Source organism: Altererythrobacter chaiwopuensis, assembly GCF_054957755.1.
This window is the reverse complement of record NZ_JBTXJG010000001.1, coordinates 1460948-1487504: the sequence shown is the minus strand read 5'-3', so window position 1 is coordinate 1487504 and position 26557 is coordinate 1460948. Positions and strand designations below refer to the sequence as shown.

The window sequence follows — 26557 nt, the reverse complement described above, 5'->3', positions numbered from 1 at the left end:
TGCGCTACATCCGGATCAGCCCCGTGGCTGGTCAGCGGGGTCGTCGAGGCTGTATCCGAGGCCACGTATCGTCGTAATCACTTCTGCGCCGAGTTTCTTGCGGATGCGCGTCACGAACACTTCAATAGTGTTCGAATCGCGATCGAAATCCTGGTCATAAATATGCTCGATCAATTCGGTGCGGCTCACCACCTTGCCCTTGTGGTGCATGAGATAGGACAGCAGCTTGTATTCCTGCGCCGTCAGCTTGACCGGTTCGCCATTTAACGTGACGCGGCCCGAACGCGTGTCGAGCCGCACGTCACCCGCAGTCAGTTCGGCAGAGGTATTGCCTGAAGCACGGCGGATGAGCGCGCGCAGCCGCGCGATCAACTCTTCCGTCTGGAACGGCTTGGCGAGATAATCATCCGCCCCTGCGTCAAGCCCGGCCACCTTGTCTGACCAGCTGTCGCGCGCAGTCAGCACCAGAACGGGAAAGCCGCGCCCTTCCTTGCGCCACATGCCCAGCACCGTCAGCCCGTCAATTTCAGGCAGGCCCAGGTCAAGAATGACAGCGTCATAATCTTCGGTGCTGCCCATAAAATGGCCGTCCTCGCCATCGGTGGAAAGGTCCACCGCATAGCCGGTCTGCTCAAGCGTCGACTTGAGCTGCTGGCCCAGGGTCGGTTCGTCTTCGACGATGAGGATGCGCATAAATTCCCTGCTGTTCCTGTATCCAATGGCGCAATCTGTTGGGCCTTTGTGCCAATGGCGTCAAGCGGCTGAGGGGGTTCTCCTCCCGCGCAAATTTGGCCGATCAGCGCGATCGATTGATGATGCGCCCGGTGCGCGCATCGACATCAACAAAGGTCACGCGCCCGTCCTTGATGAATTTGAGGCGATAGGCGAGCGCGGTCGAATCATAGGATGGCCCGAGATACTCGCTGCCGCGCATCTGGGGCAGCACGCGGCGCTCGATCTCGCGCAGCGACAGGACATTGCCGGCCCGCATTTCCTTGCGCGCCTCGCCCTGATCGCTGCGAGCCTGGCCTTCGTTCGCAAGCGCACCGGTGGTGCCGGTGAGTGCCAATGCGAGAGGCGCAAGAATGAGGGCAATCCGCTTCATAATGGCACCGTGCCTAGGCGCGCAGCATTGAACAAGGTGTGAATATGCCGCGCGCCCGGCGTTCAGAAATCACTGGCCGTTCCTGACCATTTCGTATTTCACCAATAGCGACACTCCGGTGGTGATCATCCCCGGCTCGACCGGCGGGGCCGCGCTCTCTTGGGCCACCATCACCCGCTTGTCGGCCATGGGTACCGGCCCACTGCCCATCAGCGCTTCGTTTATCTCGAGCAAGCGAAGACCGTCATAGCCAGCCATGGCAGCATAGGCCTCAGCACGCTGGCGCGCCCGCTCCATCGCCCGCTTGCGGGCAGTTTCCTGCGCGGCGCTGTCATCATCGACCGAGAAGCTCGGCCCGCCGATGTCGGTGGCACCGGCTACCACCAGCGCATCGAGCACCTCACCTGTCTGTTCGATCTTTCGCAATTTCACTGAAACGCGGTTCGAAACCTGATAGCCGCGAAAGATCTGCTTTTGGCCTTCCCGGTCATAGTCGTAGCGCGGACTGAGACTGATCCCGCTGGTCTGGATGTCCTTTGCCTCAATGCCGAGCGACTTGATCCGCTCAACCACGCGCCGCATCTCGGCAGAATTGGCGCGCAAGGCCTCGACAGCAGTCAAAGCCTCGCTGGTTACGCCCGCGCTGATGGTGGCGATATCGGGTTCAAGCTCGACCGACTCATAGATGCTCAGCTCGATTACCGGGCCGGTGGCTGTCATCTGCACTTCGCCCGCATGGGCCACCGGTTGGACTGCGACGGCCGAGATCGCCAAGGCTGCGGCCATAAATGGATATTTCATTCGGATACCTCCTGAAGCCCCTGCTGTAGGAAATGATGTTACCATGCGCTGAATACCCCTGTTTGCAAGCGACAAAGCGCGCGCTAGGTGCAATCTCACAGGGAGAGCGCAAGATGCTGAAGAATTTCACGATCGGGCTGGCCGCGATATTGTTCGGCGCGGCCCAGCCGCTGAGTGCGCAGGGACAGATGGAACGCGTGCCCGATCGCCCGGCCAGCGAGGGTGAAGGGCCCTATCAGACCTTGCTGATCCAGGGCGCAACCATGATTGACGGCACCGGTGCGCCGCCTGAGGGGCCGGTCGACATCGTGGTCACGGGCAATCGCATCGCGCAGATCGTGCGCGGTGGCGGCGCGCGCGTGGCAGCCGACCGGGTAATTGATGCCAGCGGCATGTATGTGATGCCCGGCTTTGTGGATGTGCACGGCCACAATGGCGATCCCTCCAAGGCTCCGCAGCCCTCCTATGGCTTCAAGCTGTGGCTGGCGCACGGCGTCACCAGCGTGCGCGGGGTGGGCTTCGGTTGGGGCGCGAACGATCCCTCGATTGACCAGAAACGGCGCAGTGCCGCCAACACCATCACCGCGCCGCGGCTGTTTGCCTATGCCGTGCCGGGTGATGTCTGGCCCAATGGCGCGATCGACAGCCCGCAGAAGGGGCGTGAATGGGTGCGCTGGATCAAGGCGCGCGGGTATGACGGGGTCAAGTTCTTCAACAATGAACCGCCGTACATCCTGGGCGCGATCCTTGATGAGGCGGAAAAGCAGCAGCTGGGCACGGTTGCCCACCTGGGCCAACGGGGCGTTGCCGAAGTCAATGCACGCAAGGCGATTGAACTTGGGCTTGACGGGGTAACCCATTTCTACGGCCATTTCGAAAGCCTGCTCGATGGCAGTGCAATCCCGCAATACCCCTCCGATTACAATTACCTGGACGAACAATCGCGGTTTGCCTGGGTGGCGAAACTGGCCGATCAGGCGGGCGAACCGGGCAGCGAAGAATGGAACGAATACATCCAGTTCATGATCGACAGCGGTGTAACGCTGAGCCCCACGTTCAACATATACTCCGCCAGCCGCGACGTGATGCGGGCGCGCAACCTTGAATGGCACGAAAAATATACTCTTCCATCGCTGATGCAGTTCTATGCGCCCAGCCTCACCAATCACGGCAGCTATTACCATGACTGGACCAGCGAAGACGAAGCGGCCTGGCGGGAATTTTATCGCAAGTGGTTCGATCTGACGCGCGAGTTCAAGGATCGCGGCGGGCGGATCACCGCGGGTTCCGATCCCGGCTATATCTACCAGACCTGGGGCTTTGCCTATATCGGTGAGCTGGAAATGCTGCGCGAAGCTGGCCTTACCCCGCTTGAGGTGATTCAGGCGGCTACCATCAATGGCGCCCGCGAGATCTACGATCCTCTGGGCAGCGAGCCACCCTTCGGATCGATCAAGGAAGGCAAACTGGCTGACCTGGTGATCGTGCCGGAAAACCCGCTGGCGAACCTCAAAGTGCTTTACGGCACCGGGCATACCCGCCTCAACCGCGTGACCAACCGGCTTGAAACCGTGGGCGGGGTGCGCTGGACGATCAAGGACGGCATCGTGTTCGATGCACCGGCCCTGCTCGAAAGCGTGGCAAGAATGGTTGAGGCGGAAAAGCTGAAGCACAACGCTATCGCTGCGAAGTAGCGGGTTCGGCTTGCCGCGCGGCGCGCCCTCGCCTAACGGGCGCGCTCTATGGCGCAACCACCGATCCTTTCCTGGGAAGGCCTTGGCCTGCAGCAAGGCGGCCGCTGGCTGCTGGGCGGGCCGGCCAATGAAACCGGGCGCGATCCGATCGATCTCCATATCGGCCCGCGCGACCGGCTGGCGCTGATCGGGCGCAACGGAGCGGGCAAGACCACGCTGTTCCGTCTCATCGACAACCGGATCGAGGCCGACCGGGGGCAGCGCAAGGTCAAGCCGGGCCTGCGGATCGTATTCCTCGAGCAAGAGCCAGACTTTTCCGAATACACTACGTTGATGGACTTTGCGCTGGGCGGCGATCATCCGCCCGAGACACATGAAGTGGAATCGATTGCCGGCCAGCTTGGCATCGATATGGCCACCCCTGCCGCCACTGCCAGCGGAGGCGAACGGCGCCGGGCGGCGATTGCCCGTGCGCTGGCGCAGGATCCTGACCTGCTGCTGATGGACGAGCCAACCAACCATCTCGATCTCAGCGCGATCGACTGGCTGGAAGACTGGCTCACCCGCTACAAGGGCGCTTTCGTTGTCATCAGCCATGATCGCACCTTCCTCAAGCGGCTGACCCGCGCCACGCTGTGGCTCGATCGCGGGATTATCCGGCGCAAGGAAGTGGGCTTTGGCGGCTATGAGGCGTGGGAAGAACAGGTCTATGCCGAAGAAGCGCGCGCGGCGGAGAAGCTCGACGCAAAGCTGAAGATCGAGGCGCATTGGCTTGAGCGCGGCGTAACTGCACGGCGCAAGCGCAACCAGGGGCGACTGGAAAAGCTGTGGCAAATGCGCGCCGCCCGTGCCGCAATGATCAGCAGCGCCGGCACCGCAAAACTCAAGCTGGCGAGCGACGAGGAGTTCAAGTCCAAATCGGTGATCGTGGTCGACAGGGTCAGCAAGTCCTTCGGCGAGAACCGCGTGATCCGCGACTTTTCGCTGCGCATCCAGCGCGGCGACCGGATCGGCATCGTCGGCGCGAATGGGGCGGGCAAGACCACGCTGCTCAAACTGCTTACCGGCGAAATGCAGCCTGACAGCGGCACTATTGAGATATCGAAGAAGTTGTCCGGCGTGATGATCGACCAGCAGCGCAGCCTGATGGAGCCTGACCGCACCGTGCGCCAGGTGCTGGCCGAGGGCGGCGACTGGATCGATGTGCGCGGCAATCGCAAGCACGTGCAGGCATACCTCAAGGACTTCCTGTTCGATCCCAAGATCGTCGACACCAAGGTTGGCATATTGTCTGGCGGCGAGCGATCGCGCCTGCTGCTGGCACGCGAATTTGCCCGCACGGCCAATTTGCTGGTGCTTGACGAGCCGACCAACGATCTCGACCTCGAAACGCTCGACCTGTTGCAGGAAGTGATCGCCGATTTCGACGGCACGGTGCTGATCGTGAGCCATGACCGCGATTTCCTTGATCGCACCGTCACCATCACGCTCGGCCTTGATGGTTCGGGCAAGGTCGATGTGGTCGCGGGCGGATATGAAGATTGGGAGAAAAAGCGGCGCGAACCAAATGCCGCCAGCCCCAAGCCCGCTGCAAACGGCAGCAAACCTGCGCCAACGACACCTCCACCCCCAACGAAATCGGGCAAGCTTTCCTATAAGGATCAGCGCGATTACCAATTGCTGCCCGCACGGATCGAAGAGCTGGAAGCCGCCATCGCCAAGGGCGAAGCAATCCTGTCCGATCCAGACCTTTACGCCGCCGACCCGCAGAAATTCGCCACCATCAGCCAGGGCATCGAGAATGCCCGCGCCGAAAAGGATGCGGCGGAAGAACGCTGGCTTGAACTGGCGGAGATGGTCGAGGGATGATCCTGCAGGATGGAACACATGGAACACCGTCCTGACATTATTTTCTCCTCATCCGATCCGGTAGAAATCCGCCACCCGATCGAGCGCCAGTTTTAGCACCAGTTTGCCGCTGCGCGCGGGCCAGCCGAGCTGCCTTTCGGCATCGGGCAGGCCCTCACCCGCGCAGACCACGCGCCAGAGAATGTCCTGAAGGCCAGCGCCCGCTTCCCTGAGCGCCGCGTCGAAACGCTGCTTGGCCGCAATTTGCCGCTCGCTTGCATTGAGGCCCTGATCGCCGGTCGACTTCACTCGCACCGGGTCCCAGCGCATGGTGATGCTGGCACCCAATTGGGCGCGCTCGTAATCGGCGCGCAGCCGCTCGCCCGCGTCGAACAGCCGATCATCCAGATGCCCGCGCGCATGCAGCCAGCTCAAGGGTGACTCGGCCAAATTTACCGTAACCGTGCGGCGCTTTCCGCGCGCGCGCGAACCACGGACAGGCCCTTCTTCAGTCAGCTCGCGTTCCACCAATTGCCGCCGCATTGCCTTGTCTCCTGTTGATGTTTCGGGCGCGGGGCTTGCAACGCGGCGGTTCATGTAGGAAAGATAAATCACCAATAAGGTTAGCTACCGAAAGAGAGTTCCGGTGATCAATCGCATCCGCGACATCCGCAAGAGCAAGGGGCTTACCCTGGCCGAGCTGGCCGAAGCCTGCACCCCGCCAACAACGCCGCAAACCATCGGTCGGCTTGAGACCGGCATGCGCAGCCTGTCGCTCAAATGGATGGACCGGATTGCGGCAGCGCTCGACATCGATCCTGAAATGCTGGTGCGCTCAGAAGAAACACCCGCACCAATGGTGGTGGCCAGCTTGCGCGCGGCCGGCCCGGAAGCATTGACCAAGCCGCGCGAAGCCTTGCTGCCCAGCGACATTGCCGGCGAAGGTGCGCTCACCGTATTGAGCGTGGCGGAAAGTGTCGGCGAGTTCAGGCCGGGCGACCTGCTATGGTTGCGCCAGCTAGCGCCTCAGGACGCGGCGCACGCGATCAATCGCGACGTGCTGGTGCCCCGCCCCGGCGGGCGCTTTGCCTTCGGGCGCCTGATTGACCGGCAGGGCGAACTGGTTGGCATTCTGCCGCCCGGAAGCGGCCAGAAGCAGCAAGTGGTCGACAATCCGGCCTGGATTGCCGTTGCAGAAATGCTGGTGCGCAAACTGTAACGGCTAGACTTCGCCGCGCGCTTTCCTTTCCTGCCGGTCAGCTGCGCTTTCCTGCGGCACGAAGCTGTCCGAAGTCACGCCCAGCCACACCAGCAGCGGCGCCGCCATGTAGACAGAGCTGTAGGTGCCGACGAAGATGCCCAGTGTAATCGCAGCGGTCAGACCGAACAGGCTGGCCGGGCCAAACAACAACAACGGCACCAGCGCGACCAGCAGGGTCAGGCTGGTCATCACCGTACGCGCCAGCGTTTCATTAACCGACAGGTCGAGCAGTTCCGGCAGCTCCATCTTGCGATATTTCTTCAGATTCTCGCGGATGCGGTCGTAAACCACGATCGTGTCATTGAGCGAGTAGCCAATGATCGCCAGGATCGCGGCAACGATCTGCAAGCTGAATTCGAGCTGGAACAGCGCGAACATGCCCAACGCCAGCGAAACATCATGGAACAGGGCGAACAATCCGCCCACGCCGAACTGCCATTCGAACCTCAGCCAGATGTAAAGCGCCACCGCCAGCATCGCCGCCACCAGTGCAAGCACGGCGTCATTGCGGAATTCGCCTGCGACCTTGCCCGAAACGGTATCGTTCCCGTCGCGCCGCACATTGGGATATTCGGCCTCGATGGTGGAGATTACCCTGTTGCCTATCTCGGTAGCCGCCCCCGGCGTGTTCTCCGCCTCTGCGGGCAGTCGCACCCGGATCGAAACCTGGTTCGGCGCGCCGAATTCCTGCACCACTGGCGAGCCATAGCCAAGCTCCTCCACAAGCACGCGCAATTGCGGGATCGGCGCTTCTTCGCGCTCCACGAAGGTCAGCCGCACCTCCTGGCCGCCAGCGAAATCAACCCCGTAATTGATGCCCTTGGTCACCACCAGGGCCCAGCTTGCCGCGATCAGCAGCAGGCTAACGACGAAGAACGGAACGCGCCATTTGAGGAACTTGATATTGGTGTCGTCGGGGACGAGCTTGAGAAGTCGCATCGGTCCGATCCCCTTACAGATTGATATCGCTGGGCCGCGCCTTGCGCAGCCATCCGGCAACCCACATGCGGGTCAGCGTCACGGCGGTAAACACGCTGGTGAACAGCCCGATCACCAGCACCACGGCAAAACCGCGCACCGGGCCAGAGCCGAACAGGAACAACAATATACCGGCGATGAAGTTGGTCACATTGGCATCATAGATCGCGCGGCTTGCTTCCTTGTAGCCGTTTTCGACAGCCGCCACCACGCGCCGCCCGCGTTTTCGCTCTTCGCGGATACGTTCGTTGATAAGCACGTTGGCATCCACCGCCGCACCGATGGTTAGCACGAAGCCGGCGATGCCGGGCAAGGTCAGTGTGGTGTTGAGCCCGGCCATGATGCCCAGGATCATCAGCACGTTGAAGACCAGCGCGATCGTGGCGTAGATGCCGAAACGGCCATAGCTCAAGATCATCAACGCGATCACTGCGGCCGAGCCGATCATCATCGCGAGCAGGCCGCGCTTGATCGAATCCGCCCCGAGGTCAGGCCCTACGGTGCGCTCTTCAATAACCGTCAGGTCAACTGGCAGCGCACCCGATCGCAGCGAGATCGCCAAATTGTTCGCGCTTTCAACCGTGAAACTGCCTGAAATCTGCGCGCTGCCACCCAGAATCGGTTCGTTGATATTGGGGGCCGAAAGGACCTTGCCATCCAGAATGATGGCGAAGGGACGATTGACATTTTCGTTTGTCAGCCGTGCAAATCGCGCACCGCCCTGCTGGTTGAACTGGATGTTGACCACCGCCTCGTTAGTTTGCGGATCGAAGCCTTGCTGCGCGTTGGTCAAGCTGTCTCCGCGAATGCCGCCCAATCGGCGCACAGCCAGCGAGGTACCCTCGAACGGCGTGCCTTCGGCATAAGGGAAGATTTCCGAACCGAGCGGGGCAATCCCTTGCGCGACATCGCTGGGCAAGGCGCTCTGGTCGACCAGCTTGAACTCCAGCTTGGCAGTCTGGCCCAGCAGCTCCTTGAGCTGGTCAGGATCCTGTAGGCCGGGCACCTGCACCACGATGCGGGTATCGCCCTGACGGATGATAGTCGGCTCGCGCGTGCCCAGCGCATCGATACGCTTGCGCACAACTTCGGTGGCGCTGTCCATCGCCTGGGTTACTGCGGTTTCAAGCCCGTCCTCGGTCGGCGTCAGAATCATGCGCTGGCCATCGACCACCGACAGGTTCCATTCGCGCACCAGCCCGCTGCCGCTCATCACCGGCAGCATGATCTCACGCGCCCGATCAAGATCGGCGGGATCGTCCAGGATAAAGCTGAGGCGGCCATCGGCGGTCGAGACATCGCCGATGCGAATGCGCTGCTCCGGAGTCGTTCCGCGCATAAGACTGCGGACCGATTCTTCCATGTTTTCGAGCCGCTGCGCTGCGACCTGCTCGGGTTTGGCTTCCAGCAAGATGTGGCTGCCCCCGGCAAGATCGAGGCCGAGATTGATCTCGGGATCGGGCAGGAAGTCCGGCCAATCGAGATTGGCTGTCGAAACCAGCGAAGGCAATGCGGCGGCGGCCGCAAGCAGTGTCAGCCCCCACAGCCAGGCCTTCTTCCAGGTCGGGAAATCGAGCATCGGCTTTTGAATCCGTCCGTCTGTTCGCGTTAGTCGTTTGCGGCGCTGCCGCCGGGCGGGATGATATCGCCGATCGTGCTCTTGACCGCCTTCACCCGCACGCCCTGCGCCAGGTCGATCTCGGCATAGGTGTCATCCACCTTGGCCACTTTGCCTACCAGGCCGCCAGCGGTGACAACCTGGTCACCCTTCTTGAGTCGTGAGATCTTCTGTTGGTGTTCCTTTTGCCGCTTCATTTGCGGGCGGATAATGAGGAACCAGAAGATCGCGATCATGCCCACGATCGGCAACCACTGGATCCATCCGGGCGGTGCATCGGCGCCGGCTGCGGCGGCAAGGAGTTCAAGCATTGTGTGAAGCCTGTCAGACTGAGAATTGAACCATTGCGGGGCAGCATCCGGCACTGGTTTCCCTGTGCCCCCATGCCTTTCCGCTTCGCTAAGTGGGCGCGGTTAGCAGCATTGCAAGCGCGCCGCAATTTTTTGGGCCATCTCAGGAAATAAACTGTGTCAGTGCGTCTACACCGCCGTTCCCGGCTTGCCAGCCATGATGCACCGCCCTATAGGCCCGCCCTCCACTGGTTACGGGATGTAGCGCAGCCTGGTAGCGCACCACACTGGGGGTGTGGGGGTCGCTGGTTCGAATCCAGTCATCCCGACCAGTGGAATACCCCCTTACAACTTGCTGTTGCACCTCGCTTGCCCGCGCCCTAACCCGCGTGGCCGAGGAGATATGTGCATGAGCGAGCGCCCACCCCTTCCACGCATGCGCAGCTGGCTGTTCGCGCCGGGCGATTCCGAGCGCAAGATGGCCAAGGCGAGCGACAGCGCCGCCGATATCGTGCTGCTTGACCTTGAGGATTCGGTCACGCCTGAAAACAAGCCCGCCGCACGCAAGGCAGTGGCGGAATTTCTCAAGGGCCGCGATGACAGGCACCGCATCTGGGTGCGGATCAATCCGCTTCCGAGCGGGGAAACCACGCATGATCTCGAAGCGATCATGGGTGCGGCACCCGGCGGGCTGTTCCTGCCCAAGGCCGAAGGGCGCGGCGATATCGAAATGCTAGACATGCGGCTCAGCGAGCATGAGGATGCGCATGGTGTGGCGATAGGCTCAACCCATGTTGCGGCGCTGGTCACAGAAACACCCAGGGCAATGTTCCATTGCGGCAGCTACGGCGGCGCACCGCGGCTGGTGGCGATGAGCTGGGGCGCGGAAGACCTCTCCTCTGCGCTCGGCGCGCGGGTCCAGCACCGGCCCGACGGTTCCTATATGCCGGTGTTCGAATTGGCGCGCAGCCTGTGCCTGCTGGGCGCGGTGGCGGCAGGCGTGGCGCCGATCGAAACGGTGATGCCCGAGTTTCGCGACCTGGAGGCCTTGCGCGAGCGCGCGCTGATGGTGCGCAGCCAGGGCTATCGCGGGATGCTGGCGATCCACCCCGCGCAGGTCGATGTGATAAACGAAGCCTTCACCCCCAGTGCGGATGAGATCGCGCATGCCCGGGCCATAGTGCAGGCCTTTGCCGACAATCCCGGCGCGGGCACGGTGGGGCTGAACGGGCAGATGCTCGATCGGCCGCACCTGGCGCTGGCGCAAAGGCTGCTGGCGGAGGCAGGCGAAAGCGCCTGATTTTCCTACACGAACCGATTTGGTTATTTCTCCTGCAAATCACATCACAGGAGCAAATGAAATGGCCTTACTCGATTCGCTGATCGGCCCGCTCGCCTCGATCATCGACAAGATCATTCCCGACAAGGAAGCCCGCGCCAAGGCCAAGCTTGAGCTGCTGCGGCTGGAAGGCACGCAGGAAATGCAACTGATCGAGGCGCGGCTGCAGGCGATCGTGGCCGAGGCCAATTCCGCCGACCCCTGGACCAGCCGCGCCCGCCCCAGCTTCCTCTACGTGATGTATGCGATGATATTGTGGGCGCTGCCGATGGGCGTGCTCGCGGCCTTCAATCCCGCTGCCGCGCGCGATATCGCCAGCGGCATGAACGCCTATCTGGGCGGTTTGCCCGAGCCGCTGTTCGCGCTGTTCGGCACCGGCTACCTCGGCTACACCGCCGCGCGCCAATGGGGGAAGGTGAAAGGGGTGGACCGGTAATCGCGATGCCTACAAATGGGTGAAGAGCGGTTGTTGTCTAACTTGATCTGAACGTTATAAGAATCCGGTGCAGATACTTGATTCCTCTATGTTTGGTTTGCGAAGTGCTAGGCTGAGTTTCAAAAGGCAAAATCCAGAGATCACAATCGAGCTCTTCCCAATGGTCCATGTGGGTGAGCAGCGCTTTTACGATGAGACCTTTACTGAAGCGTCGTGCTGCGATGTGATCCTATTTGAAGGGATCAGGTCGTCGGTGGGGCGAAATCTAACGCGATCCTATAGATGGATGAGCTTAGACAAACTTGGTTTGGTCGAGCAGCCGCGACTGACCCCAGAATTGGTGAAAGACGCGCGACTGGTTCATGCTGACTTGCAACCTGAAGAATTTCATCGCGAATGGAAGAATGTGAAACTGTATTTGAGGGCTGCATTCTTTGTGTTGGCTCCCCTTTATGGAATTTGGCAGCGGCTATTCGCTTCGCGTAAGAGCTTGGCAAGAGGTCGAGCTTTTGACGACCTGCCAAGTTCTGATGAGATCTTAAGATGGAGCCCGGACTTTGAAGCATTTAGCAAGAGTATAGGTGACGCTCGCGATGAGCGCCTGATTTCAGTAATTGAAGAAGAGATCGCCTTGTCAGGCGCTACAGGCAAGAGCATTGGTGTTATCTATGGTGCTCGACACATGAGGGCGATCATTCGCTACTTGAGTGATAATGGATTCCGGAGTGGGAAAGGCAGATGGGTTGTGATTTTCGACCTGTAGGCTCTGTCTGTTCTTGCACGGCCTAAAGACCGCATCGGGTCGATACTAGCCACCCTCTTCCCCGCCTTAGCCCTTCCCGCTAAGCAACGCTCATGACCAACCTCATCTACGTCCTCAACGGCCCCAATCTCAACCTGCTCGGTACGCGCGAGCCGGAGATTTACGGCAGTGACACGCTCGACGATATTGCCGGCATGCTGGAAGATCGCGCCCGCGAGCTCGGGCTTGCCATCGACATGCGCCAGACCAATCACGAAGGCATGCTGGTCGATTGGCTGCACGAAGCGCAGGCGGAGGGCGCGCGCGCGGTGCTGCTCAATGCGGCGGCCTACACCCACACTTCGATCGCCCTGCTGGATGCGATCAAGGCGATCCGCACGCCGGTGGTGGAAGTGCACCTGTCCGATCCGATGACGCGCGAGCCGTTTCGCCACATCTCCTATGTCGGCATGGCCGCCGCCAAATGCGTGCAAGGCCACGGGGCAAAAAGCTATCTGATCGCGCTTGAAGCGGTCGCCAGCGGCGAAATCTGAGGCGCCGACATATGCGAAAATTGCCACGGCGCCTCTTGCCAGCCACAATTCGCGCGAATAGTCACGCCAGCAACTGAAGTTTGAGGGGCAACAATGGCCGAACGCAAGACCGATGCCGGGCGCAATTCCGGCATGAATGTCGATACCAAGCTGGTTCGCGAACTGGCGGAACTGCTCAATGAAACGGGACTTACCGAGATCGAGGTCGAGGATAATGACCGCAAGATCCGCGTCGCACGCGGCGGTACAATGGTAACAGCGGCTCCGGTAGCGGCTGCTGCCCTCGCCCCTGCTCCTTCTGGCGCAGCACCCGCAGCCGAGGAAGCACCGGCTGCCGATCATGCCGGCGCGGTCAAGTCACCGATGGTGGGCACCGCCTATCTCTCGCCCGAACCAGGCGCGGACAATTTCGTGAAAGTTGGCGACAGCGTGAAGCAGGGTGACACCTTGCTGATCGTCGAGGCGATGAAGGTGATGAACCCGATCACCGCTGACGCATCGGGCACGATCAATGCGATCCTGATCGAGAACGCGCAGCCGGTCGAGTTTGGCCAGCCGCTCGTCATCATCGGCTAACGCATGGGTATTTCACGCATTCTTATCGCCAATCGCGGCGAAATCGCGCTGCGGATCCATCGGGCGGCGCATGAAATGGGGATCGAGACGGTGGCGGTGCATTCCACCGCCGATGCCGATGCCATGCATGTGCGGCTGGCGGATCAGGCGGTGTGCATCGGCCCGCCAGCGGCAGCCGACAGCTATCTCAACATCGCCAACATCATTTCGGCGGCAGAATGCGCACATTGCGACGCGATCCATCCCGGCTATGGATTCCTGTCCGAAAATGCCAAGTTCGCCGAGATCGTCGAGGCGCACGATATCGCCTGGATCGGCCCCAAACCCGAACATATCCGCACCATGGGTGACAAGGTTGCCGCCAAGCAAACCGCTGGCGCGCTCGGCCTGCCGCTGGTGCCGGGATCGGAAGGCGCGGTGTCGGACTATGACGAGGCGCGCAAGATCGCCAGGGACATCGGTTATCCCGTCATCATCAAGGCCGCTTCGGGCGGCGGCGGGCGCGGGATGAAGGTGTGCCAGGCGGAAGACCAGCTTGAAACGCTGATGCAGCAGGCGGGGAGCGAGGCCAAGGCGGCCTTTGGCGATGCCACCGTCTATATCGAGAAATATCTCGGCAATCCGCGCCATATCGAATTCCAGGTGTTCGGCGACGGCAAGGGCAATGCGATCCATCTGGGCGAGCGCGACTGCTCGCTCCAGCGGCGCCATCAAAAGGTGCTGGAGGAAGCGCCCTCGCCCGTCATCACTTCAGAAGATCGCCACCGCATGGGCGAAATCTGCGCGCAGGCAATGCGCGATATGAGCTATCGCGGCGCGGGCACGATCGAGTTCCTGTGGGAAAATGGCGAGTTCTACTTCATCGAGATGAACACCCGCCTGCAGGTTGAACATCCCGTTACCGAAGCGATCACCGGAGTGGATCTGGTGCGCGAACAGATCCGCATCGCCGAAGGGCGCCCGCTGTCGGTCAAGCAGGAAGATCTCGAGTTTCGCGGCCATGCGATCGAATGCCGCATCAATGCGGAAGACCCGTTCACCTTCGCCCCCTCGCCGGGCAGGGTGAATTACTACCATGCCGCGGGCGGGCTGCATGTGCGGGTCGATTCGGGGCTCTATGCGGGCTATTCGGTGCCGCCCTATTACGACAGCATGATCGCCAAGCTGATCGTCTATGGCCGCACCCGCGAAGGCTGCATCATGCGCCTACGCCGCGCGCTCGAAGAAATGGTGATCGAAGGGGTCAAGACCAATATCCCGCTGCACCAGGAGCTGGTCCGGCAGGACGATGTGCTTAACGGCGATTACAGCATCAAGTGGCTGGAGGAATGGCTGGCGAAGCGGGAGGGGTGAGCGTCAGCTGACGACCCACTTGCAGACGCTCGCCAGCACGTTTGGCATTGCGCATAGCAGACATTCAAGGCGACGGTCCCTGGTGGCATCGCGCCCGCGATTGACTAGCTGAAGGTTGCTGTTATACAACAGTAATACAGTGAATCGCCGCGCCCGGTGCGAAAGGGAAACATGTCAAAAGCTCCAATCTCGACCTTGATCCTGCTCATTGCCGGTCTGGCGGCAGCTCCGCTGGCCGCTTCGCAAGACCCCGCGGCCCCTTTCGATCCGCGCACCTACCAGCAGGCCCATGTGGGTGAGCCAACACAGATCATGGTGCTGGGCACCCCGCATCTCAGCGGAACGCCCGATGGCTGGGACCCGTCGGTGCTGGAACCGCTGCTCGATCGCCTGGCTGGTTTCGAACCTGATGCCATTGCCATCGAGGCGCTGACCGGGGTCGGCATCCACTCCATGTGGGCATATCGGGAATCTTACCCCGACGTGGCGCGAACCTATGGTGGCAGAGCTATGATATTAGCCGGTATCAGCCGCACCACGCTGGCAATGGACATGCCGCAGGCCGAGGCCGAGGTGCGGCGCACGTTAGCTGCCTGGCCGGACGCGCCTACACCGGCACAGCGGCGGCGGCTGGCAGCACTGTTCGTTGCAGCCGGCGATCCGAATTCGGCGCTGGTGCAATGGTGGCGACTGGCACCGGCCGATCGCATTGCCGATGCCAGTATCTCGTCGCTTCTGGGCCGCGAGCTCGACACCTATGCCGCCCGCCGCAATGAAAATCATCTGATCGCCGTCCGATTGGCAGTGCGGTTGGGCCTGGAACGCGTGAACCCCACCGATGATCAGAGCGATGAGCAGGATCCGGCGATAAACAAGCCAATGGAAGCCTTCATGGCCGAACCCTGGCTGGCGGAGTTGCTGGCCGATCCGCGCTTCAAGGCGTTGGCCGAAGCTTCCGACCACCTCAACACACCCGCCGAAACCCTGGCCACTTATCGCTTACTGAACAGCCCGGCCTCTGGTCAGCTGGATGCCGATGGGCAATGGCTGAACATGCTGAACCGCCCCAGCCCCGACCAGGTTGGCCGCCATCGCGTCGCTCTGTGGGAAGTGCGCAACCTTCGCATGGTTGCCAACATCCGCGAAGTCGCTGCCCGCCACCCTGGCGGGCGCGTGCTGGTGATTGTGGGATCGGCGCACAAGCCCTGGTTTGACGCCTACCTGCGGATGATGACCGACGTGCAAGTGGTGGACACGGCGGAGGTGCTGGCGAAGCGGGAAGAGTGAGCGTCAGCTAGCGGGCCAATGCCCGTCATTCCCGCGAAGGCGGGAATCTAGATCCGCTTCACCACTTCATCCCAGATCGTAGCCCGCATCCTTCGCTTCGGCGATGGTCTCCGCACTGCTCAACCGGGCGTGCTCGCCCGGCAGCTCGGTCCATGCCGCGGCCTCGTCGGCGAAGATCTCGCGCTCGACGGGATAGTTGTCAGCCGCTGAGAACAGCCCCGCCAGGAAGCTGCGGTTGCCGGTCGGCAGGAACTTGTACCACAGGCTGCTGCCGCAATGCTTGCAGAAGGCCCGCTCGGCCCAATCGCTCGAACGGTAGGTGCCGATGCTGTCATCGCCGGTAATGGCAAAGCTCTCGCCGCTCAGTGCCGAATAGAACGCCCCGCCCCAGCGCCGACACATGGCGCATTGGCAAACTTCAACCTGCGGCTTCGGATTTCTGAGCGTGATCTGCACTGCCCCGCACAGGCAATGCCCGTTGATTTCGCCTGGCTCGGACGCAGCTTCAGCCATCTCCCTTACTCCAGCGGCACGCCCGGCTCATGCTTGGCGGTGCGGATCGTCAGCGAAGTCTTCACGCTTTCCACATTGGGCGCAGGCGTAAGCTTGCTGGTGAGGAACTCCTGGAAGCTCTGCAAGTCCTTGCTCACGACCTTGAGGATGAAATCGATCTCGCCATTGAGCATATGGCATTCGCGCACTTCGGGCAGCTCTTTCATATGCTCTTCAAATTCGCGCAGCGCGCTTTCGGCCTGGCTCTTGAGGCTGACCATGGCGAAAACGGTGATCGCAAAGCCCAGCTTCGAGGCATCGAGATCGGCGTGATAGCCCTTGATCACCCCATCTTCCTCAAGCCCGCGAACGCGGCGCAGGCAAGGCGGCGCGGTCAACCCCACGCGCTGCGCCAGTTCGACATTGGTCACGCGCCCTTCGCGCTGCAATTCCGACAGCAATCGACGATCGATCTCATCCAGATTGGCCATTTCTTGCGTCCTTGACTCGAAATCCGCCCTGATTTGGGCCGGAATGCAACACTTGCGCCCTTTTCGGGCGTTCTGGGATAATATTATTGTTCCTGCCAGCAATTGTCCCGCTTTGCAACGCATCGAGAATGGCTTTGCCCAAACCAGTGTTCTTGCTGATAGGACAAGTTCGGCGTGCATTGTGCGCACCTGCTTTGCCTGCGCGATTCGCGCCTGCCTGGAGAAGTGATGTTTTTCGATGACCGCCTTGCCACTGTGTTGCGCCATCGCGCCACCAGCGAGCGGGGCGCGCGCACACAGTTCAGGCAGCTGCTCGATCTGCTGGGCAATCGCAAATATGGCCGCGACGACAGCCTGATTGCGGCGGCGTGGTTGCGGCTGGGCGCGCTGGGTGAACAGATCCCGGCGGGTGAACGCGCACGGATGATCCGCGAGCCAGGCTGGCGCTTTCGCAATCCGCAGCTTGCCGCGCATCTGGCCGAGGATGAGCCCGAAGTGATCTCCGCAGCATTGGCGCGGGCAGAGCTGACCGAAGATGACTGGACCGCGCTGATCCCGCGCCTGCCAATCCGCGCGCGCGGCTTCCTTCGGCTGCGGCGCGACCTGCCGCCGCGCGCCGAGCAGTTGCTCGATCAACTGGGCATCCACGATCGCGGCCTGCCCCAGCCGCAAGACGATGTGCCCGCAGTTGGCGATGCACTTGAGTTGACGGATGCACAGCAGATCGCGGACGACTTCGAAGCCCCGCCAATCCCCGAACGCGAAGAGCCCGAGCCGGTACAAAGTGCTGGCAAGCGCGATGAACCGGCGGTCCGCCGTATGCGCCCCGCAGCGCCAATCCCCGGCAGCGCGGGCGAGAAGAACGAAATTGCCGCGCTGGTCGAACGCATTGCCCAGTTCCGTCGTGACCGCAGCGCCGAACCGCCCGCCAGCGACCTTTCCCCGCGCCTGCCGCTGGGCGAGCAATCATCGCGGGCTGAACACGCGATCGGCGGCTTCGGTTTTGCCTGCGATGCGGAGGGGCGGATCGAATGGGCCGATCCGGTGGCCGCGCCAATGGTGGTCGGCCAGCGGCTGTTCGAACGCAGCGCCAACGAAAACGGCGGCGCGCGCAACCCGATCGCCAGCGCTTTTGCCCAGCAACAACCGATCGAGGCGCAGCTGCGCACGCTGGAAGGCGCGCAGGCGATCCGCGGCGAATGGGTGGTCGATGCGCACCCGCGCTTCTCGCGCACCGGCGGCCGCTTCCACGGCTATGTCGGGCGCTTCCGCCGCCCGTTCTCACCGGGCGGGCACGGTGCAGGCGCATCAAGCGAGGCAGACCGCTTGCGCCAGCTGCTGCACGAATTGCGCACGCCGGTAAACGCGGTGCAAGGTTTCGCCGAGTTGATTCACCAGCAGCTTTATGGCCCGGTGCCCAATGCCTATCGCGCGCTCGCGGCAACGATCGCAGGCGATGCAGCAAATATCCTGGCGGGTTTCGACGAGCTCGACCGGCTGGCCAAACTCGAGAGCGGCATCACTTCGATTGCCGGCGGCAAGACCGATTTCAGTGCCCTGGCGCGGCGCATGAGCGATCAGCTGTCCCAGGTGCTTGCCCCGCGCATGGCCGGGATCGATCTGGCCCAGGGCGGCGCGCGCGGCATCTGGGTTGAAATCGACCCTGAGGAAGCCGAGGCGCTGGCCTGGCGCATACTGGCCACGCTGGCAGGCGCGGTTACCGCAGGCGAAGAGCTGGCCGCCGAGCTTGAAACCGACGATGACGAAGCCCGGCTGTGGTGCCAGATTCCGGCACAATTGATCGCCGAAGACGATATTTTCACTGCCGAAATCCGCCCCAACGCCAGCGGGCTCAGCGCGGGGCTGTTCGGCGCCGGTTTCAGCATGCGGCTGGCGCGGGCCGAGGCGCGCGGAGCGGGCGGCAATCTGGTGCAGGTGGAAGACCGGGTGTGCCTGTCGCTGCCGCTGGCAGGGGTTACGCTGGGCGGCGAAGATATCGGTGAAAATGGCGGCGATGAAGAAGAGCCCTGCCCGCCGCACAGCGAGGCGGGCTGACGCCGCCTTTCGCCTTGCGCAAGGCCGATTTGCGCACAAGCGCATAAGCGCGCTTGTTTCGCGCGATGTTGCATTGTAGGGGCCATCGCGCATCGCGCTCCGCTGTACGGGCCTGTAGCTCAGTGGTTAGAGCTGGCCGCTCATAACGGCTAGGTCGCGGGTTCGAATCCTGCCGGGCCCACCAGCGGCGGCGGGGTAAAGCCCGCAGTGATGCGTTGAAATCGGTCGGGGAGTGGCGCAGCCTGGTAGCGCACCTGTTTTGGGTACAGGGGGTCGCTGGTTCGAATCCAGTCTCCCCGACCAGTTTCGATTAGCGAGGGGAACAGCAATCGCGTGACGCAAGCCCGCGCCAAAGCATTCCCTCTCGATACTCGTGCGATCTGGGTGATCGCGATTCCTGCCATGCTCACCAATGTCGCCACCGCGCTGATCGGGATCGGTGACATGTGGATTGTCGGGCGGCTGGAAGATGCCGCGACGCAGGGTGCGGTCGATGTTGGCGCCCGGCTTTTCGCCGTGCTGTTCACGGTGATGAACTTTCTCAAGACCGGCACCACCGGGATGGTGGCGCAGGCCGGCACCCGCGCTGGCGAACAGGGCGGCGAGGCGGCGCAGGCGCAATTGCTGGCGCGCGGTATAGCGATCGGGCTGGCAATCGCGCTGGCGCTGCTCTTGCTCAAGCCGCTGCTGATGCCCTTGATGCTTGGCGCGCTGGGGGCCGATGGCCGCGTGCTTGCAGCGGCGCAGGTCTATGCGGAAATCCGTTACTGGACCGCGCCCGGCGTAATGCTCAACCTTGCACTGATCGGCTTCCTCGTCGGGCGCCGCCAGATGGGCATGGTGCTGGCGATCGAGGTAATTTACAACGCGCTCAATGTCGCGCTCGGCTTGTTTCTTGCGCTGCGGCTCGACTGGGGCATTGCGGGGATCGGGTGGTCAAGCTTTATCGCCGAATATGCCAAGCTGGCGATTCTTGCCGTGCTGGTGTGGCGCGGCACGGCAGGCGGCGCGCTGCTCGCCGCGCTGACGGACCGCGCGGTGCTGCGCTGGCAGGCGCTGCGCCCGTTCCTGTCGGTCAATCGCGACCTGTTCCTGCGCACTTTGGTGCTCACCGTGGCGCTGGCGGCAATCACGCGCCTTTCCGCCGAGCGCGGCCCCGAAGTGCTGGCCGCGAACGGCATCATCTACCAGCTGTTCATCTTGACCGCGCTGCTGCTCGACGGGTTTGAGAATGCCGCACAGGTGCTCAATGGCGAACGTGCGGGCGCGAATGATCGCGCGGGGTTTGCGAGCTATGTCAGTGCGATATTATGGCGCGGGCTCGGCGCGGCGGCGCTGGTCGCCATTTTCTTCGCACTCTTCGCGGATCCGATTCTGGCCAGTTTTGCGGCAACGCCGGGGGTGGAGCGCATTGCACAGTCGCAGGCAATCTGGCTGGCGGTGATCCCCTTTGCAGGCGTTGCCAGCTTCGTGTTCGACGGGGTGTTCGTGGGCGCCAGCTGGACCCGCGCCATGCTGCTATCGATGGCGGGTGCGGCGGCGGTATTCGCGCTGACGCTGTGGTTCAGCTGGCCGCTCGGCAATCACGCGCTATGGGGCAGTTTCGTGCTGTTCCTGCTGCTGCGCGCCGGGCTGCAGGCGGCGCTAATGCCGGGGCTGATGCGCCGCAGCTTCACCGGATAGAGAAAGGGCCGCACACTCGAAAGCGCGCGGCCCCATATCTCCGATCAAAGCCGGATCAGAAGGTGATGCCGGCCTCGACACCCCAGATGCGCGGTTCATTGACCATCGCAGTGAGGTTGTTGAAGTCGATCCCCGATACCGCCGAAACATCATTGGTGATGTTGCGGCCGAACAGGGCAATATCATAGCGATCGGTGCGATAGCCGATGCGCAAGCCCCCTTCGAGCATCGAATCGTCGCTGAACTCGACCGATTCATAAAGGAAGAACTGCACCTTCGAGCGGTATGCCCAGTCAGTGAAGAGGTAAATCTCTCCGCTGGTGCCGGGGATTTCCTCGGTCAGGCCAAGCGACCAGTTCGCGGTCCAGCGCGGAGCCTGCGGCAACCGGTTGCCATCGATCGAGAAAATGTTGCTGCCCGGCGTGCGTTCCGGATCGAGCACGGTGCAAGGCGCACCGCAGCCCGCCACGAAGGCATCGGGATCGTTGATCTGCGTGTCGTTATAGGAAAGCCCCGCAGCGAATTCGATACCATCGGTCGGGCGTGCCTGCAGCTCGGCCTCGAAGCCATATCCTTCCACCTCATCGGCATTGAGCAGCGTGGTGAAATTGTTGGCCCCGCCCACGGCGGTGAGCTGCAGATCTTCGGTGTTGAAGTAATAACCGCCCAGGTTGAAGCGGATCTTGCCACCGGCAAGGATGGTCTTCACGCCCGCTTCATAGCTCATCGTGGTTTCGCTATCGGCAACTGAAAGTTCCCGGCCGAAGACGAGGCGACCTTGCACCGAAGGCGCGCGATAGCCACGCGCGACGCGGGCATAGAGATTGACGTCCTCGGATGCGGGCATGCTGGCGGCAATATCCCAGGTAAGGACTTCGTCATCGACATTCGCGGTCTGCTCCGGCACCGGACCGCCAAAGCCCAGGAAGCCGGGCCGCGTATCGATCGGGCGGCTGGCGGCGAAATCGCGCTGGTCGTCATTATAGCGGATGCCGCCCTGCAGGCGCAGGCCGTTGTCGAATTCGTAGAATACCGATCCGAACACCGCCCAGGCCTCGCTCACCTGGCGCTGCAGCGCGACTGCAGCCGGCGTGGTGTCGGTTGGCGTGCCGAAATCGAAGCTTTCGATGTCCAGCTTCTCGTTGAAGTAGAACACGCCTGCCTGGTAGCCCAGCGGGCCGCCATCGTTCGAGGCGAAGCGCAGTTCCTGCGTGAACTGGTCAAGGCTGGGCACATTGTCCTGGCTTTGCGCAGCAAAGGGGATGAATCCCGGGTTGCTGTTGTCGGTGAAGCCAGCCCCACAGAAGCTGCAACCGAAGCCGCCGTCGATATCGCCGCGGCTGAACAGTTCTGCATTCCAGTAGCTGGTGACCGAAGTGATCGTGACCGGGCCCAGATCATAATCCAGCACGGCGCCCAGATTGTAGCTCTTCAGATCCTGGAAGTTGAGGCCATCGGCACGCACTTCCTTGCGATCAAACTTGCTGCCCGGCCCATCAAGCCCGATCAGCTTGTTGCTGCCGGGGGCAAAGGCATTGGCGCGGAACACGCGCGCGGTGCCGTCCAGATCGCGATACTGGCCGATCAGGCGCAGCGAGAAATCTTCGGTCGGCTCAAACTGCACCTGCGCACGCAAGGCAAACTCGTCAAACCCCTCAAGGTTGTTCTTGCCCGGCTCGTCGAGATTGTCGACCCAGTCGCTGCGGCCCTGGTAGAGGCCCGAAACGCGCACCGCCACGGTGTCGCTCAGCTGGCCGCCAGCCGCACCTTCAAGGTTGATCGTATCCAAGCTGCCATAGCTGCCGCGCAGATAATTATCGCCCTGCCCCGGCTTGACCGTATCGAACTTGACGATCCCGGCCGGCGTATTGCGGCCGAACAGCGTGCCCTGCGGGCCGCGCAGCACCTCGACCCGGTCAAGATCGAACACCGGGAAGCCTTTCAGCACCGGGTTTTCCAGCACCACGTCATCATAGACCAGGCTGACCGGCTGCGAGGCGTTGAGGTCAAAATCGGTATTGCCCAGGCCGCGAATGTAGAAACGCGGGAAGGTGCGCCCGAACGAGCTTTCGATGTTGAGGCTGGGCACGCGGCCTGACAGCGCGCGAATATCGGCGCCGGCGCTGGTCGCGACCTGCAGCGCTTCACCGCCCAGCGTGCCAACCGAAACAGGAATTTCCTGCAGGTTTTCCTCGCGCCGCTGCGCGGTCACGATAATCACGCCAACGCCATTGTCGGCCTGGCTTGCGGTTTCGGCATCCTGCGCGGCCACGGGGGCGGCGGTGAACAGAGTGGTGGCAATCGCGGCGCTTGCGGCGGTGCCGAGAAGGCGGGAAGAACGCATGTGGTGTGTGCCCTGTCTTGCGGGATCGGCCTGCTGCCTGGGAAAAAGCGCGCGACCAATCCGGGTGTTGAGACCCAATCTAACGATGAACGCCCTCTTGCGTGATATATGCGCAAGGTCAATTTGATCTCCGCCTCGGGCGCAAATGCGGCGGGAATCGTGGCAAAATTGCTACGATATTGGGCACTGCCAAGTCCAGCTTGCCCTTGTTCCGCGCAATCCCTATCTGCGCGGTCAAATCCCGTTCACGCGAATTTCCTTGAAGGACGACCCAGATGGCCGCGCAATACGCCTATGTCATGAAGAACATGACCAAAACCTTCCCCGGTGCCCCGAAACCGGTGCTCAGCAATATCAACTTGCAGTTCTATCAGGGTGCGAAGATCGGCATCGTCGGGCCAAACGGCGCGGGCAAATCCACCCTGATCAAGATCATGGCCGGGATCGACAAGGATTTCACCGGCGAAGCGTGGCCGGGCGAGAACATTACCGTGGGCTATCTCGAGCAGGAGCCGGAGCTCGATCCGGCCAAGACCGTGCTCGAAAACGTGAGGGACGGTGCGCGCGAAACCGCCGATCTGGTTGAACGCTTCAATGCGATCAGCGCCGAAATGGCCGATCCCGATGCCGATTTCGAAAAGCTGGGCGAAGAAATGAGCGAGCTGCAGGCCAAGATTGACGCGGTCGATGGCTGGACGCTCGACAACCAGCTCGAAATCGCGATGGAGGCGCTGCGCTGCCCGCCCGGCGACATGGGCGTGGAAAGCCTTTCCGGCGGTGAAAAGCGCCGCGTGGCGCTCACCCGCCTGCTGATCCAGAAGCCTTCGATCCTGCTGCTGGACGAGCCGACCAACCACCTCGACGCCGAAAGCGTACAGTGGCTCGAAAACCACCTGAAGGAATATGCCGGCGCCGTGCTGATGATCACCCACGACCGCTATTTCCTCGATAATGTGGTGGGCTGGATCCTCGAATTGGACCGCGGCAGCTACTACCCCTACGAAGGCAATTACTCGACCTATCTGGAAAAGAAGGCCAAGCGGCTGGAGCAGGAAAGCCGCGAGGAATCGGGCAAGCAGAAGGCGCTGCAACGCGAGCTTGAGTGGATCCGGCAGACCCCCGCCGCGCGCCAGACCAAAAGCAAGGCGCGTATCCGCAAGTTCGAGGAACTGCAGAACGCGCAGGATAACCGCGCACTCGGCAAGGCCCAGATCGTGATCCAGGTGCCCGAGCGGCTGGGCGGCAAGGTTATCGAGGTGAAGAACATCTCCAAGGCCTATGGCGACAAGCTGCTGTTCGAAGACCTCAGCTTCACCCTGCCGCCGGGCGGCATCGTGGGCGTGATCGGGCCGAACGGCGCGGGTAAATCAACCCTGTTCAAGATCATCACCGGCAAGGAACAGCCCGATAGCGGCACGGTCGAGATCGGCCAGACGGTGCATCTGGGCTATGTCGATCAGAGCCGCGACCATCTGAACTCCGCCAATAATGTCTGGCAGGAAATCTCCGGCGGGCACGATTACATGACCGTCAACAAGCAGGAGATGTCGACCCGCGCCTATGTCGGTGCGTTCAACTTCAAGGGCGCCGACCAGCAGAAGAATGTCGGCAAGCTGTCAGGCGGTGAGCGCAACCGCGTGCACATGGCCAAGATGCTGAAAGAAGGCGGCAATGTGCTGCTGCTCGACGAGCCGACCAACGACCTTGACGTTGAAACCCTCGCCGCGCTGGAAGACGCGATCGAGAATTTCGCCGGCTGTGCAGTGGTGATCAGCCACGACCGCTTCTTCCTCGATCGCCTCGCCACGCATATCCTGGCGTTCGAGGGCAACAGCCATGTCGAATGGTTCGAAGGCAACTTCGCGGCTTATGAGGAAGACAAGCGGCGCAGGCTGGGCGACGCGGCGGACCGGCCGACCAGGCTGGCGTACAAGAAGCTAACGCGGTGAGGTGAACCGGGGTACGGCTTTACACGTCGTCATTCCCGTGCAGGCGGGTAGCCAGTCTGGCAATGAGCTCCAATGTCACTCTGCTCCTTCGACATGCTCTGGATGTCCAGGGTCCCGATGCCTTTTCAGTCGGAAAGAAGTGAAGCGGGATGCCGGTTCAAGCCCGGCATGACGAAGTTGGTAGTCGACTCCACCCCCCAATCCGTCACCCCGGACTTGATCCGGGGTCCCGCTTCTTGAGGAACAGTACGTCGTAAGAAGTAAGTGTGATCCCGGCTCGGGGGACAGAATGACGTTGAAAAGCAGGAGAACCCAACTCGAAGGCCGGCATAACATCGCACCAAATAGCACCGTCACCCCGGCCCTTCGACAAGCTCAGGATGATCCGGGGTCCCGCTTCTTGATGGATAGCGACAGGTAAAAGAAAAGCGGGATGCCGGATCAAGTCCGGCATGACGTCGGAACTAAACCTCAAACCAGGTGATCGAACAGATCGTCCCAGTCTGGATTGGCTTTCTCGACCAGTTCAAATTTACATTCGCGCCGCCAACGCTTGAGCCGTTTCTCGAAGGCAAGCGCATCGTAGATGGTGTCCAGCCGGTCGGCCCAGACAAGACGGCCAAGGCCATAACGCGCGCAGAAATCCGAACCCGTTCCCTCACGGTGCTGCGAAATGCGCAATGGCAAATCCGCCGTCACACCCACATACATCGCGCCGCGAAAGCGGTCTGCCATTATGTAAACCCAACCGCCGTGCGCTTCCCTGTCCATATCGACGGGATGGAGGAAAGCTGGATACGGGGTCAAGCCGAAGCCTTCCGCGCTGCGCTCCCCTTGTCAGGAGCCCCTTGATGCAAGGCTGGTGGAATCAAGCATGTCATCGGTGACCTCCATCAGCAGCAATGGCTCTTCGCCCCAATCCGCAAGGGCGTCGACGAAGGCAGCGCGCACTTCGGCGTCATCATAGACCATCTTGGCATCATAGGCCTTTTGCCAGGTGGCTCTGTCAGGCCAGTCAGCCACGCCGATAAAGCGCCCCTGGTCATCAAGGTGCAATCGCGAACCCTTTGATCCGTATTTCTGCTGGATCAATTCGGTTCCGCGCCGCCATGCCTCGCGAAATTGCTGTTCGCATCCGGGCCGGACTTTCCACCAATATGCCGCGACAAAAGTCATCGGCGGCTTCGTGGCACAAAACCGGCAAGGCTACTGTGCATTGGCCTGCATCACCCTCAAAAAGGCACACCCCAATAACGGTAGAGCGCGCTGGCATAGGCGCTATCCCATTCCGGGGCCGTGCCGCCCTTGATGAAAGGACTGTTCTTGAACTTGTCATCTTCGGCAGATACCACATACCCACCGAAATCCTGATTGTATTCAAGGGCTTTCCAGGGAAGTGGGCGCAGTTCTTCGCCCAGCCCCAGAAAGCCGCCAAAACTCATCACGGCGTATTCAACTCTTCCACTCCGCTTGTTGACCATGAAATGGTCGACCTCGCCAATGCGATCTCCATTCGGGCGAAAGACTTTCGTCCCTTCGACCCGATTGGAAGCGATCAGTCCATGGTCGCTCTGCCCGGCATCAACGGGCTCACTTTCACGCGGAATTTCCGCAATTGATCCTTCGCCGAACTCGTATTTTTCCGACATGCTGTTCATTGT

General features: G+C 61.7%; 26 protein-coding genes and 3 tRNA genes. 16 read left to right on the top strand and 13 right to left on the bottom strand.

Annotation, left to right across the window (positions count from 1 at the left end; translation table 11 throughout):
* Positions 1 to 15: 15 nt before the first annotated feature.
* From ACX2DJ_RS07345 to ACX2DJ_RS07335, 3 genes are all read right to left on the bottom strand, one after another.
* Positions 16 to 693, bottom strand: coding sequence for a response regulator transcription factor (locus ACX2DJ_RS07345; RefSeq protein ID WP_462571815.1), 678 nt, complete (start codon positions 691 to 693; stop codon positions 16 to 18).
* A 103-nt stretch (positions 694 to 796) separates the two neighbouring features.
* Positions 797 to 1105 (bottom strand): PepSY domain-containing protein, encoded by a 309-nt coding sequence (locus ACX2DJ_RS07340; protein WP_462571814.1) that lies wholly within the window; start codon positions 1103 to 1105, stop codon positions 797 to 799.
* A gap of 69 nt (positions 1106 to 1174) precedes the next feature.
* Positions 1175 to 1906 carry an SIMPL domain-containing protein gene (locus ACX2DJ_RS07335; protein ID WP_462571813.1) on the bottom strand — a complete coding sequence of 244 codons (732 nt, stop codon included), beginning with the start codon at positions 1904 to 1906 and terminating at the stop codon, positions 1175 to 1177.
* Positions 1907 to 2019: 113 nt separating this feature from the next.
* Here ACX2DJ_RS07335 and ACX2DJ_RS07330 point away from each other — a divergent pair, with 113 nt between their 5' ends.
* Positions 2020 to 3600 carry an amidohydrolase family protein gene (locus ACX2DJ_RS07330; protein ID WP_462571812.1) on the top strand — a complete coding sequence of 527 codons (1581 nt, stop codon included), beginning with the start codon at positions 2020 to 2022 and terminating at the stop codon, positions 3598 to 3600.
* Positions 3601 to 3648: 48 nt separating this feature from the next.
* Positions 3649 to 5469 (top strand): ABC-F family ATP-binding cassette domain-containing protein, encoded by a 1821-nt coding sequence (locus tag ACX2DJ_RS07325; RefSeq protein WP_462571811.1) that lies wholly within the window; start codon positions 3649 to 3651, stop codon positions 5467 to 5469.
* A 48-nt stretch (positions 5470 to 5517) separates the two neighbouring features.
* Here ACX2DJ_RS07325 and ACX2DJ_RS07320 read toward each other — a convergent pair whose 3' ends face one another.
* A complete protein-coding gene (locus tag ACX2DJ_RS07320; RefSeq protein WP_462571810.1) occupies positions 5518 to 5991 on the bottom strand; it encodes a DUF6456 domain-containing protein in 474 nt (157 codons plus the stop codon).
* Positions 5992 to 6094: 103 nt separating this feature from the next.
* Here ACX2DJ_RS07320 and ACX2DJ_RS07315 point away from each other — a divergent pair, with 103 nt between their 5' ends.
* A complete protein-coding gene (locus ACX2DJ_RS07315; RefSeq protein WP_462571809.1) occupies positions 6095 to 6667 on the top strand; it encodes a helix-turn-helix domain-containing protein in 573 nt (190 codons plus the stop codon).
* Between the two features lie 3 nt (positions 6668 to 6670).
* Here ACX2DJ_RS07315 and secF read toward each other — a convergent pair whose 3' ends face one another.
* Genes secF through yajC form a run of 3 tightly spaced genes read right to left on the bottom strand, consistent with a single transcriptional unit; the run spans position 6671 to position 9616 of the window.
* Positions 6671 to 7648, bottom strand: a complete 978-nt coding sequence (gene secF / locus ACX2DJ_RS07310; protein WP_462571808.1) for a protein translocase subunit SecF — start codon at positions 7646 to 7648, stop codon at positions 6671 to 6673.
* A 13-nt stretch (positions 7649 to 7661) separates the two neighbouring features.
* Positions 7662 to 9266, bottom strand: a complete 1605-nt coding sequence (gene secD, locus ACX2DJ_RS07305) for a protein translocase subunit SecD (protein ID WP_462571807.1) — start codon at positions 9264 to 9266, stop codon at positions 7662 to 7664.
* Positions 9267 to 9295: 29 nt separating this feature from the next.
* Positions 9296 to 9616 carry a preprotein translocase subunit YajC gene (gene yajC / locus ACX2DJ_RS07300; RefSeq protein WP_462571806.1) on the bottom strand — a complete coding sequence of 107 codons (321 nt, stop codon included), beginning with the start codon at positions 9614 to 9616 and terminating at the stop codon, positions 9296 to 9298.
* A 234-nt stretch (positions 9617 to 9850) separates the two neighbouring features.
* Here yajC and ACX2DJ_RS07295 point away from each other — a divergent pair.
* From ACX2DJ_RS07295 to ACX2DJ_RS07260, 8 genes are all read left to right on the top strand, one after another.
* A tRNA-Pro gene (locus ACX2DJ_RS07295) sits at positions 9851 to 9927 on the top strand.
* Between the two features lie 77 nt (positions 9928 to 10004).
* Entirely contained in the window at positions 10005 to 10895 is an 891-nt protein-coding gene (locus ACX2DJ_RS07290; protein WP_462571805.1) for an HpcH/HpaI aldolase/citrate lyase family protein, read from the top strand.
* 61 nt (positions 10896 to 10956) lie between these two features.
* The gene (locus tag ACX2DJ_RS07285) at positions 10957 to 11370 is read left to right on the top strand and encodes a holin family protein (RefSeq protein ID WP_462571804.1); all 414 of its coding nucleotides are present in this window, start codon (positions 10957 to 10959) and stop codon (positions 11368 to 11370) included.
* A 286-nt stretch (positions 11371 to 11656) separates the two neighbouring features.
* Positions 11657 to 12133, top strand: a complete 477-nt coding sequence (locus tag ACX2DJ_RS07280) for a hypothetical protein (protein WP_462571803.1) — start codon at positions 11657 to 11659, stop codon at positions 12131 to 12133.
* Positions 12134 to 12225: 92 nt separating this feature from the next.
* Positions 12226 to 12666, top strand: coding sequence for a type II 3-dehydroquinate dehydratase (locus ACX2DJ_RS07275; RefSeq protein ID WP_462571802.1), 441 nt, complete (start codon positions 12226 to 12228; stop codon positions 12664 to 12666).
* A 93-nt stretch (positions 12667 to 12759) separates the two neighbouring features.
* Positions 12760 to 13242, top strand: coding sequence for an acetyl-CoA carboxylase biotin carboxyl carrier protein (gene accB, locus ACX2DJ_RS07270; protein WP_462571801.1), 483 nt, complete (start codon positions 12760 to 12762; stop codon positions 13240 to 13242).
* Positions 13243 to 13245: 3 nt separating this feature from the next.
* Positions 13246 to 14595 carry an acetyl-CoA carboxylase biotin carboxylase subunit gene (gene accC, locus ACX2DJ_RS07265; RefSeq protein WP_462571800.1) on the top strand — a complete coding sequence of 450 codons (1350 nt, stop codon included), beginning with the start codon at positions 13246 to 13248 and terminating at the stop codon, positions 14593 to 14595.
* Between the two features lie 171 nt (positions 14596 to 14766).
* Complete coding sequence (locus ACX2DJ_RS07260; RefSeq protein WP_462571799.1) at positions 14767 to 15882, top strand: DUF5694 domain-containing protein; 1116 nt, start codon at positions 14767 to 14769, stop codon at positions 15880 to 15882.
* A gap of 66 nt (positions 15883 to 15948) precedes the next feature.
* On the opposite strand, the gene ACX2DJ_RS07255 is transcribed toward ACX2DJ_RS07260, so the two are convergent.
* Positions 15949 to 16395, bottom strand: coding sequence for a GFA family protein (locus tag ACX2DJ_RS07255; RefSeq protein WP_462571798.1), 447 nt, complete (start codon positions 16393 to 16395; stop codon positions 15949 to 15951).
* A gap of 5 nt (positions 16396 to 16400) precedes the next feature.
* Positions 16401 to 16865 carry an Lrp/AsnC family transcriptional regulator gene (locus ACX2DJ_RS07250; protein WP_462571797.1) on the bottom strand — a complete coding sequence of 155 codons (465 nt, stop codon included), beginning with the start codon at positions 16863 to 16865 and terminating at the stop codon, positions 16401 to 16403.
* A 228-nt stretch (positions 16866 to 17093) separates the two neighbouring features.
* Here ACX2DJ_RS07250 and ACX2DJ_RS07245 point away from each other — a divergent pair, with 228 nt between their 5' ends.
* From ACX2DJ_RS07245 to ACX2DJ_RS07230, 4 genes are all read left to right on the top strand, one after another.
* Positions 17094 to 18920, top strand: a complete 1827-nt coding sequence (locus tag ACX2DJ_RS07245) for a histidine kinase dimerization/phospho-acceptor domain-containing protein (RefSeq protein WP_462571796.1) — start codon at positions 17094 to 17096, stop codon at positions 18918 to 18920.
* A gap of 108 nt (positions 18921 to 19028) precedes the next feature.
* Positions 19029 to 19104, top strand: a tRNA-Ile gene (locus tag ACX2DJ_RS07240).
* A gap of 42 nt (positions 19105 to 19146) precedes the next feature.
* Positions 19147 to 19223: transfer RNA gene (locus ACX2DJ_RS07235), tRNA-Pro, on the top strand.
* 30 nt (positions 19224 to 19253) lie between these two features.
* Complete coding sequence (locus ACX2DJ_RS07230) at positions 19254 to 20603, top strand: MATE family efflux transporter (RefSeq protein ID WP_462571795.1); 1350 nt, start codon at positions 19254 to 19256, stop codon at positions 20601 to 20603.
* A gap of 55 nt (positions 20604 to 20658) precedes the next feature.
* On the opposite strand, the gene ACX2DJ_RS07225 is transcribed toward ACX2DJ_RS07230, so the two are convergent.
* Positions 20659 to 22947, bottom strand: a complete 2289-nt coding sequence (locus tag ACX2DJ_RS07225) for a TonB-dependent receptor (RefSeq protein WP_462571794.1) — start codon at positions 22945 to 22947, stop codon at positions 20659 to 20661.
* Positions 22948 to 23222: 275 nt separating this feature from the next.
* Here ACX2DJ_RS07225 and ettA point away from each other — a divergent pair, with 275 nt between their 5' ends.
* Positions 23223 to 24896 carry an energy-dependent translational throttle protein EttA gene (gene ettA, locus ACX2DJ_RS07220; protein WP_462571792.1) on the top strand — a complete coding sequence of 558 codons (1674 nt, stop codon included), beginning with the start codon at positions 23223 to 23225 and terminating at the stop codon, positions 24894 to 24896.
* A 471-nt stretch (positions 24897 to 25367) separates the two neighbouring features.
* Here ettA and ACX2DJ_RS07215 read toward each other — a convergent pair whose 3' ends face one another.
* The 3 genes from ACX2DJ_RS07215 to ACX2DJ_RS07205 form a co-directional block, all read right to left on the bottom strand.
* Entirely contained in the window at positions 25368 to 25667 is a 300-nt protein-coding gene (locus ACX2DJ_RS07215; protein ID WP_462571791.1) for a GIY-YIG nuclease family protein, read from the bottom strand.
* A gap of 66 nt (positions 25668 to 25733) precedes the next feature.
* On the bottom strand, positions 25734 to 26072 hold the full coding sequence (locus ACX2DJ_RS07210) for an antibiotic biosynthesis monooxygenase family protein (protein WP_462571790.1): 339 nt from the start codon (positions 26070 to 26072) through the stop codon (positions 25734 to 25736).
* A gap of 56 nt (positions 26073 to 26128) precedes the next feature.
* The gene (locus tag ACX2DJ_RS07205; RefSeq protein WP_462571789.1) at positions 26129 to 26554 is read right to left on the bottom strand and encodes a PRC-barrel domain-containing protein; all 426 of its coding nucleotides are present in this window, start codon (positions 26552 to 26554) and stop codon (positions 26129 to 26131) included.
* Positions 26555 to 26557 lie beyond the last annotated feature (3 nt).

Excerpts from the sequence above, each read along its gene's own strand:
- ACX2DJ_RS07345 (WP_462571815.1), bottom strand. The coding sequence starts at position 693 with ATGCGCATCCTCATCGTCGAAGACGAACCGACCCTGGGCCAGCAGCTC.
- accB (WP_462571801.1), top strand. The coding sequence starts at position 12,760 with ATGGCCGAACGCAAGACCGATGCCGGGCGCAATTCCGGCATGAATGTC.
- ACX2DJ_RS07285 (WP_462571804.1), top strand. The coding sequence starts at position 10,957 with ATGGCCTTACTCGATTCGCTGATCGGCCCGCTCGCCTCGATCATCGAC.
- ACX2DJ_RS07320 (WP_462571810.1), bottom strand. The coding sequence starts at position 5,991 with ATGCGGCGGCAATTGGTGGAACGCGAGCTGACTGAAGAAGGGCCTGTC.
- ACX2DJ_RS07340 (WP_462571814.1), bottom strand. The coding sequence starts at position 1,105 with ATGAAGCGGATTGCCCTCATTCTTGCGCCTCTCGCATTGGCACTCACC.
- ACX2DJ_RS07290 (WP_462571805.1), top strand. The coding sequence starts at position 10,005 with ATGAGCGAGCGCCCACCCCTTCCACGCATGCGCAGCTGGCTGTTCGCG.
- yajC (WP_462571806.1), bottom strand. The coding sequence starts at position 9,616 with ATGCTTGAACTCCTTGCCGCCGCAGCCGGCGCCGATGCACCGCCCGGA.
- ACX2DJ_RS07255 (WP_462571798.1), bottom strand. The coding sequence starts at position 16,395 with ATGGCTGAAGCTGCGTCCGAGCCAGGCGAAATCAACGGGCATTGCCTG.
- ACX2DJ_RS07280 (WP_462571803.1), top strand. The coding sequence starts at position 11,657 with ATGAGCTTAGACAAACTTGGTTTGGTCGAGCAGCCGCGACTGACCCCA.
- ACX2DJ_RS07275 (WP_462571802.1), top strand. The coding sequence starts at position 12,226 with ATGACCAACCTCATCTACGTCCTCAACGGCCCCAATCTCAACCTGCTC.
- ACX2DJ_RS07325 (WP_462571811.1), top strand. The coding sequence starts at position 3,649 with ATGGCGCAACCACCGATCCTTTCCTGGGAAGGCCTTGGCCTGCAGCAA.
- ettA (WP_462571792.1), top strand. The coding sequence starts at position 23,223 with ATGGCCGCGCAATACGCCTATGTCATGAAGAACATGACCAAAACCTTC.
- accC (WP_462571800.1), top strand. The coding sequence starts at position 13,246 with ATGGGTATTTCACGCATTCTTATCGCCAATCGCGGCGAAATCGCGCTG.
- ACX2DJ_RS07225 (WP_462571794.1), bottom strand. The coding sequence starts at position 22,947 with ATGCGTTCTTCCCGCCTTCTCGGCACCGCCGCAAGCGCCGCGATTGCC.
- secF (WP_462571808.1), bottom strand. The coding sequence starts at position 7,648 with ATGCGACTTCTCAAGCTCGTCCCCGACGACACCAATATCAAGTTCCTC.
- ACX2DJ_RS07215 (WP_462571791.1), bottom strand. The coding sequence starts at position 25,667 with ATGGACAGGGAAGCGCACGGCGGTTGGGTTTACATAATGGCAGACCGC.
- ACX2DJ_RS07335 (WP_462571813.1), bottom strand. The coding sequence starts at position 1,906 with ATGAAATATCCATTTATGGCCGCAGCCTTGGCGATCTCGGCCGTCGCA.
- ACX2DJ_RS07250 (WP_462571797.1), bottom strand. The coding sequence starts at position 16,865 with ATGGCCAATCTGGATGAGATCGATCGTCGATTGCTGTCGGAATTGCAG.
- secD (WP_462571807.1), bottom strand. The coding sequence starts at position 9,266 with ATGCTCGATTTCCCGACCTGGAAGAAGGCCTGGCTGTGGGGGCTGACA.
- ACX2DJ_RS07260 (WP_462571799.1), top strand. The coding sequence starts at position 14,767 with ATGTCAAAAGCTCCAATCTCGACCTTGATCCTGCTCATTGCCGGTCTG.
- ACX2DJ_RS07210 (WP_462571790.1), bottom strand. The coding sequence starts at position 26,072 with ATGACTTTTGTCGCGGCATATTGGTGGAAAGTCCGGCCCGGATGCGAA.
- ACX2DJ_RS07245 (WP_462571796.1), top strand. The coding sequence starts at position 17,094 with ATGTTTTTCGATGACCGCCTTGCCACTGTGTTGCGCCATCGCGCCACC.
- ACX2DJ_RS07330 (WP_462571812.1), top strand. The coding sequence starts at position 2,020 with ATGCTGAAGAATTTCACGATCGGGCTGGCCGCGATATTGTTCGGCGCG.
- ACX2DJ_RS07205 (WP_462571789.1), bottom strand. The coding sequence starts at position 26,554 with ATGAACAGCATGTCGGAAAAATACGAGTTCGGCGAAGGATCAATTGCG.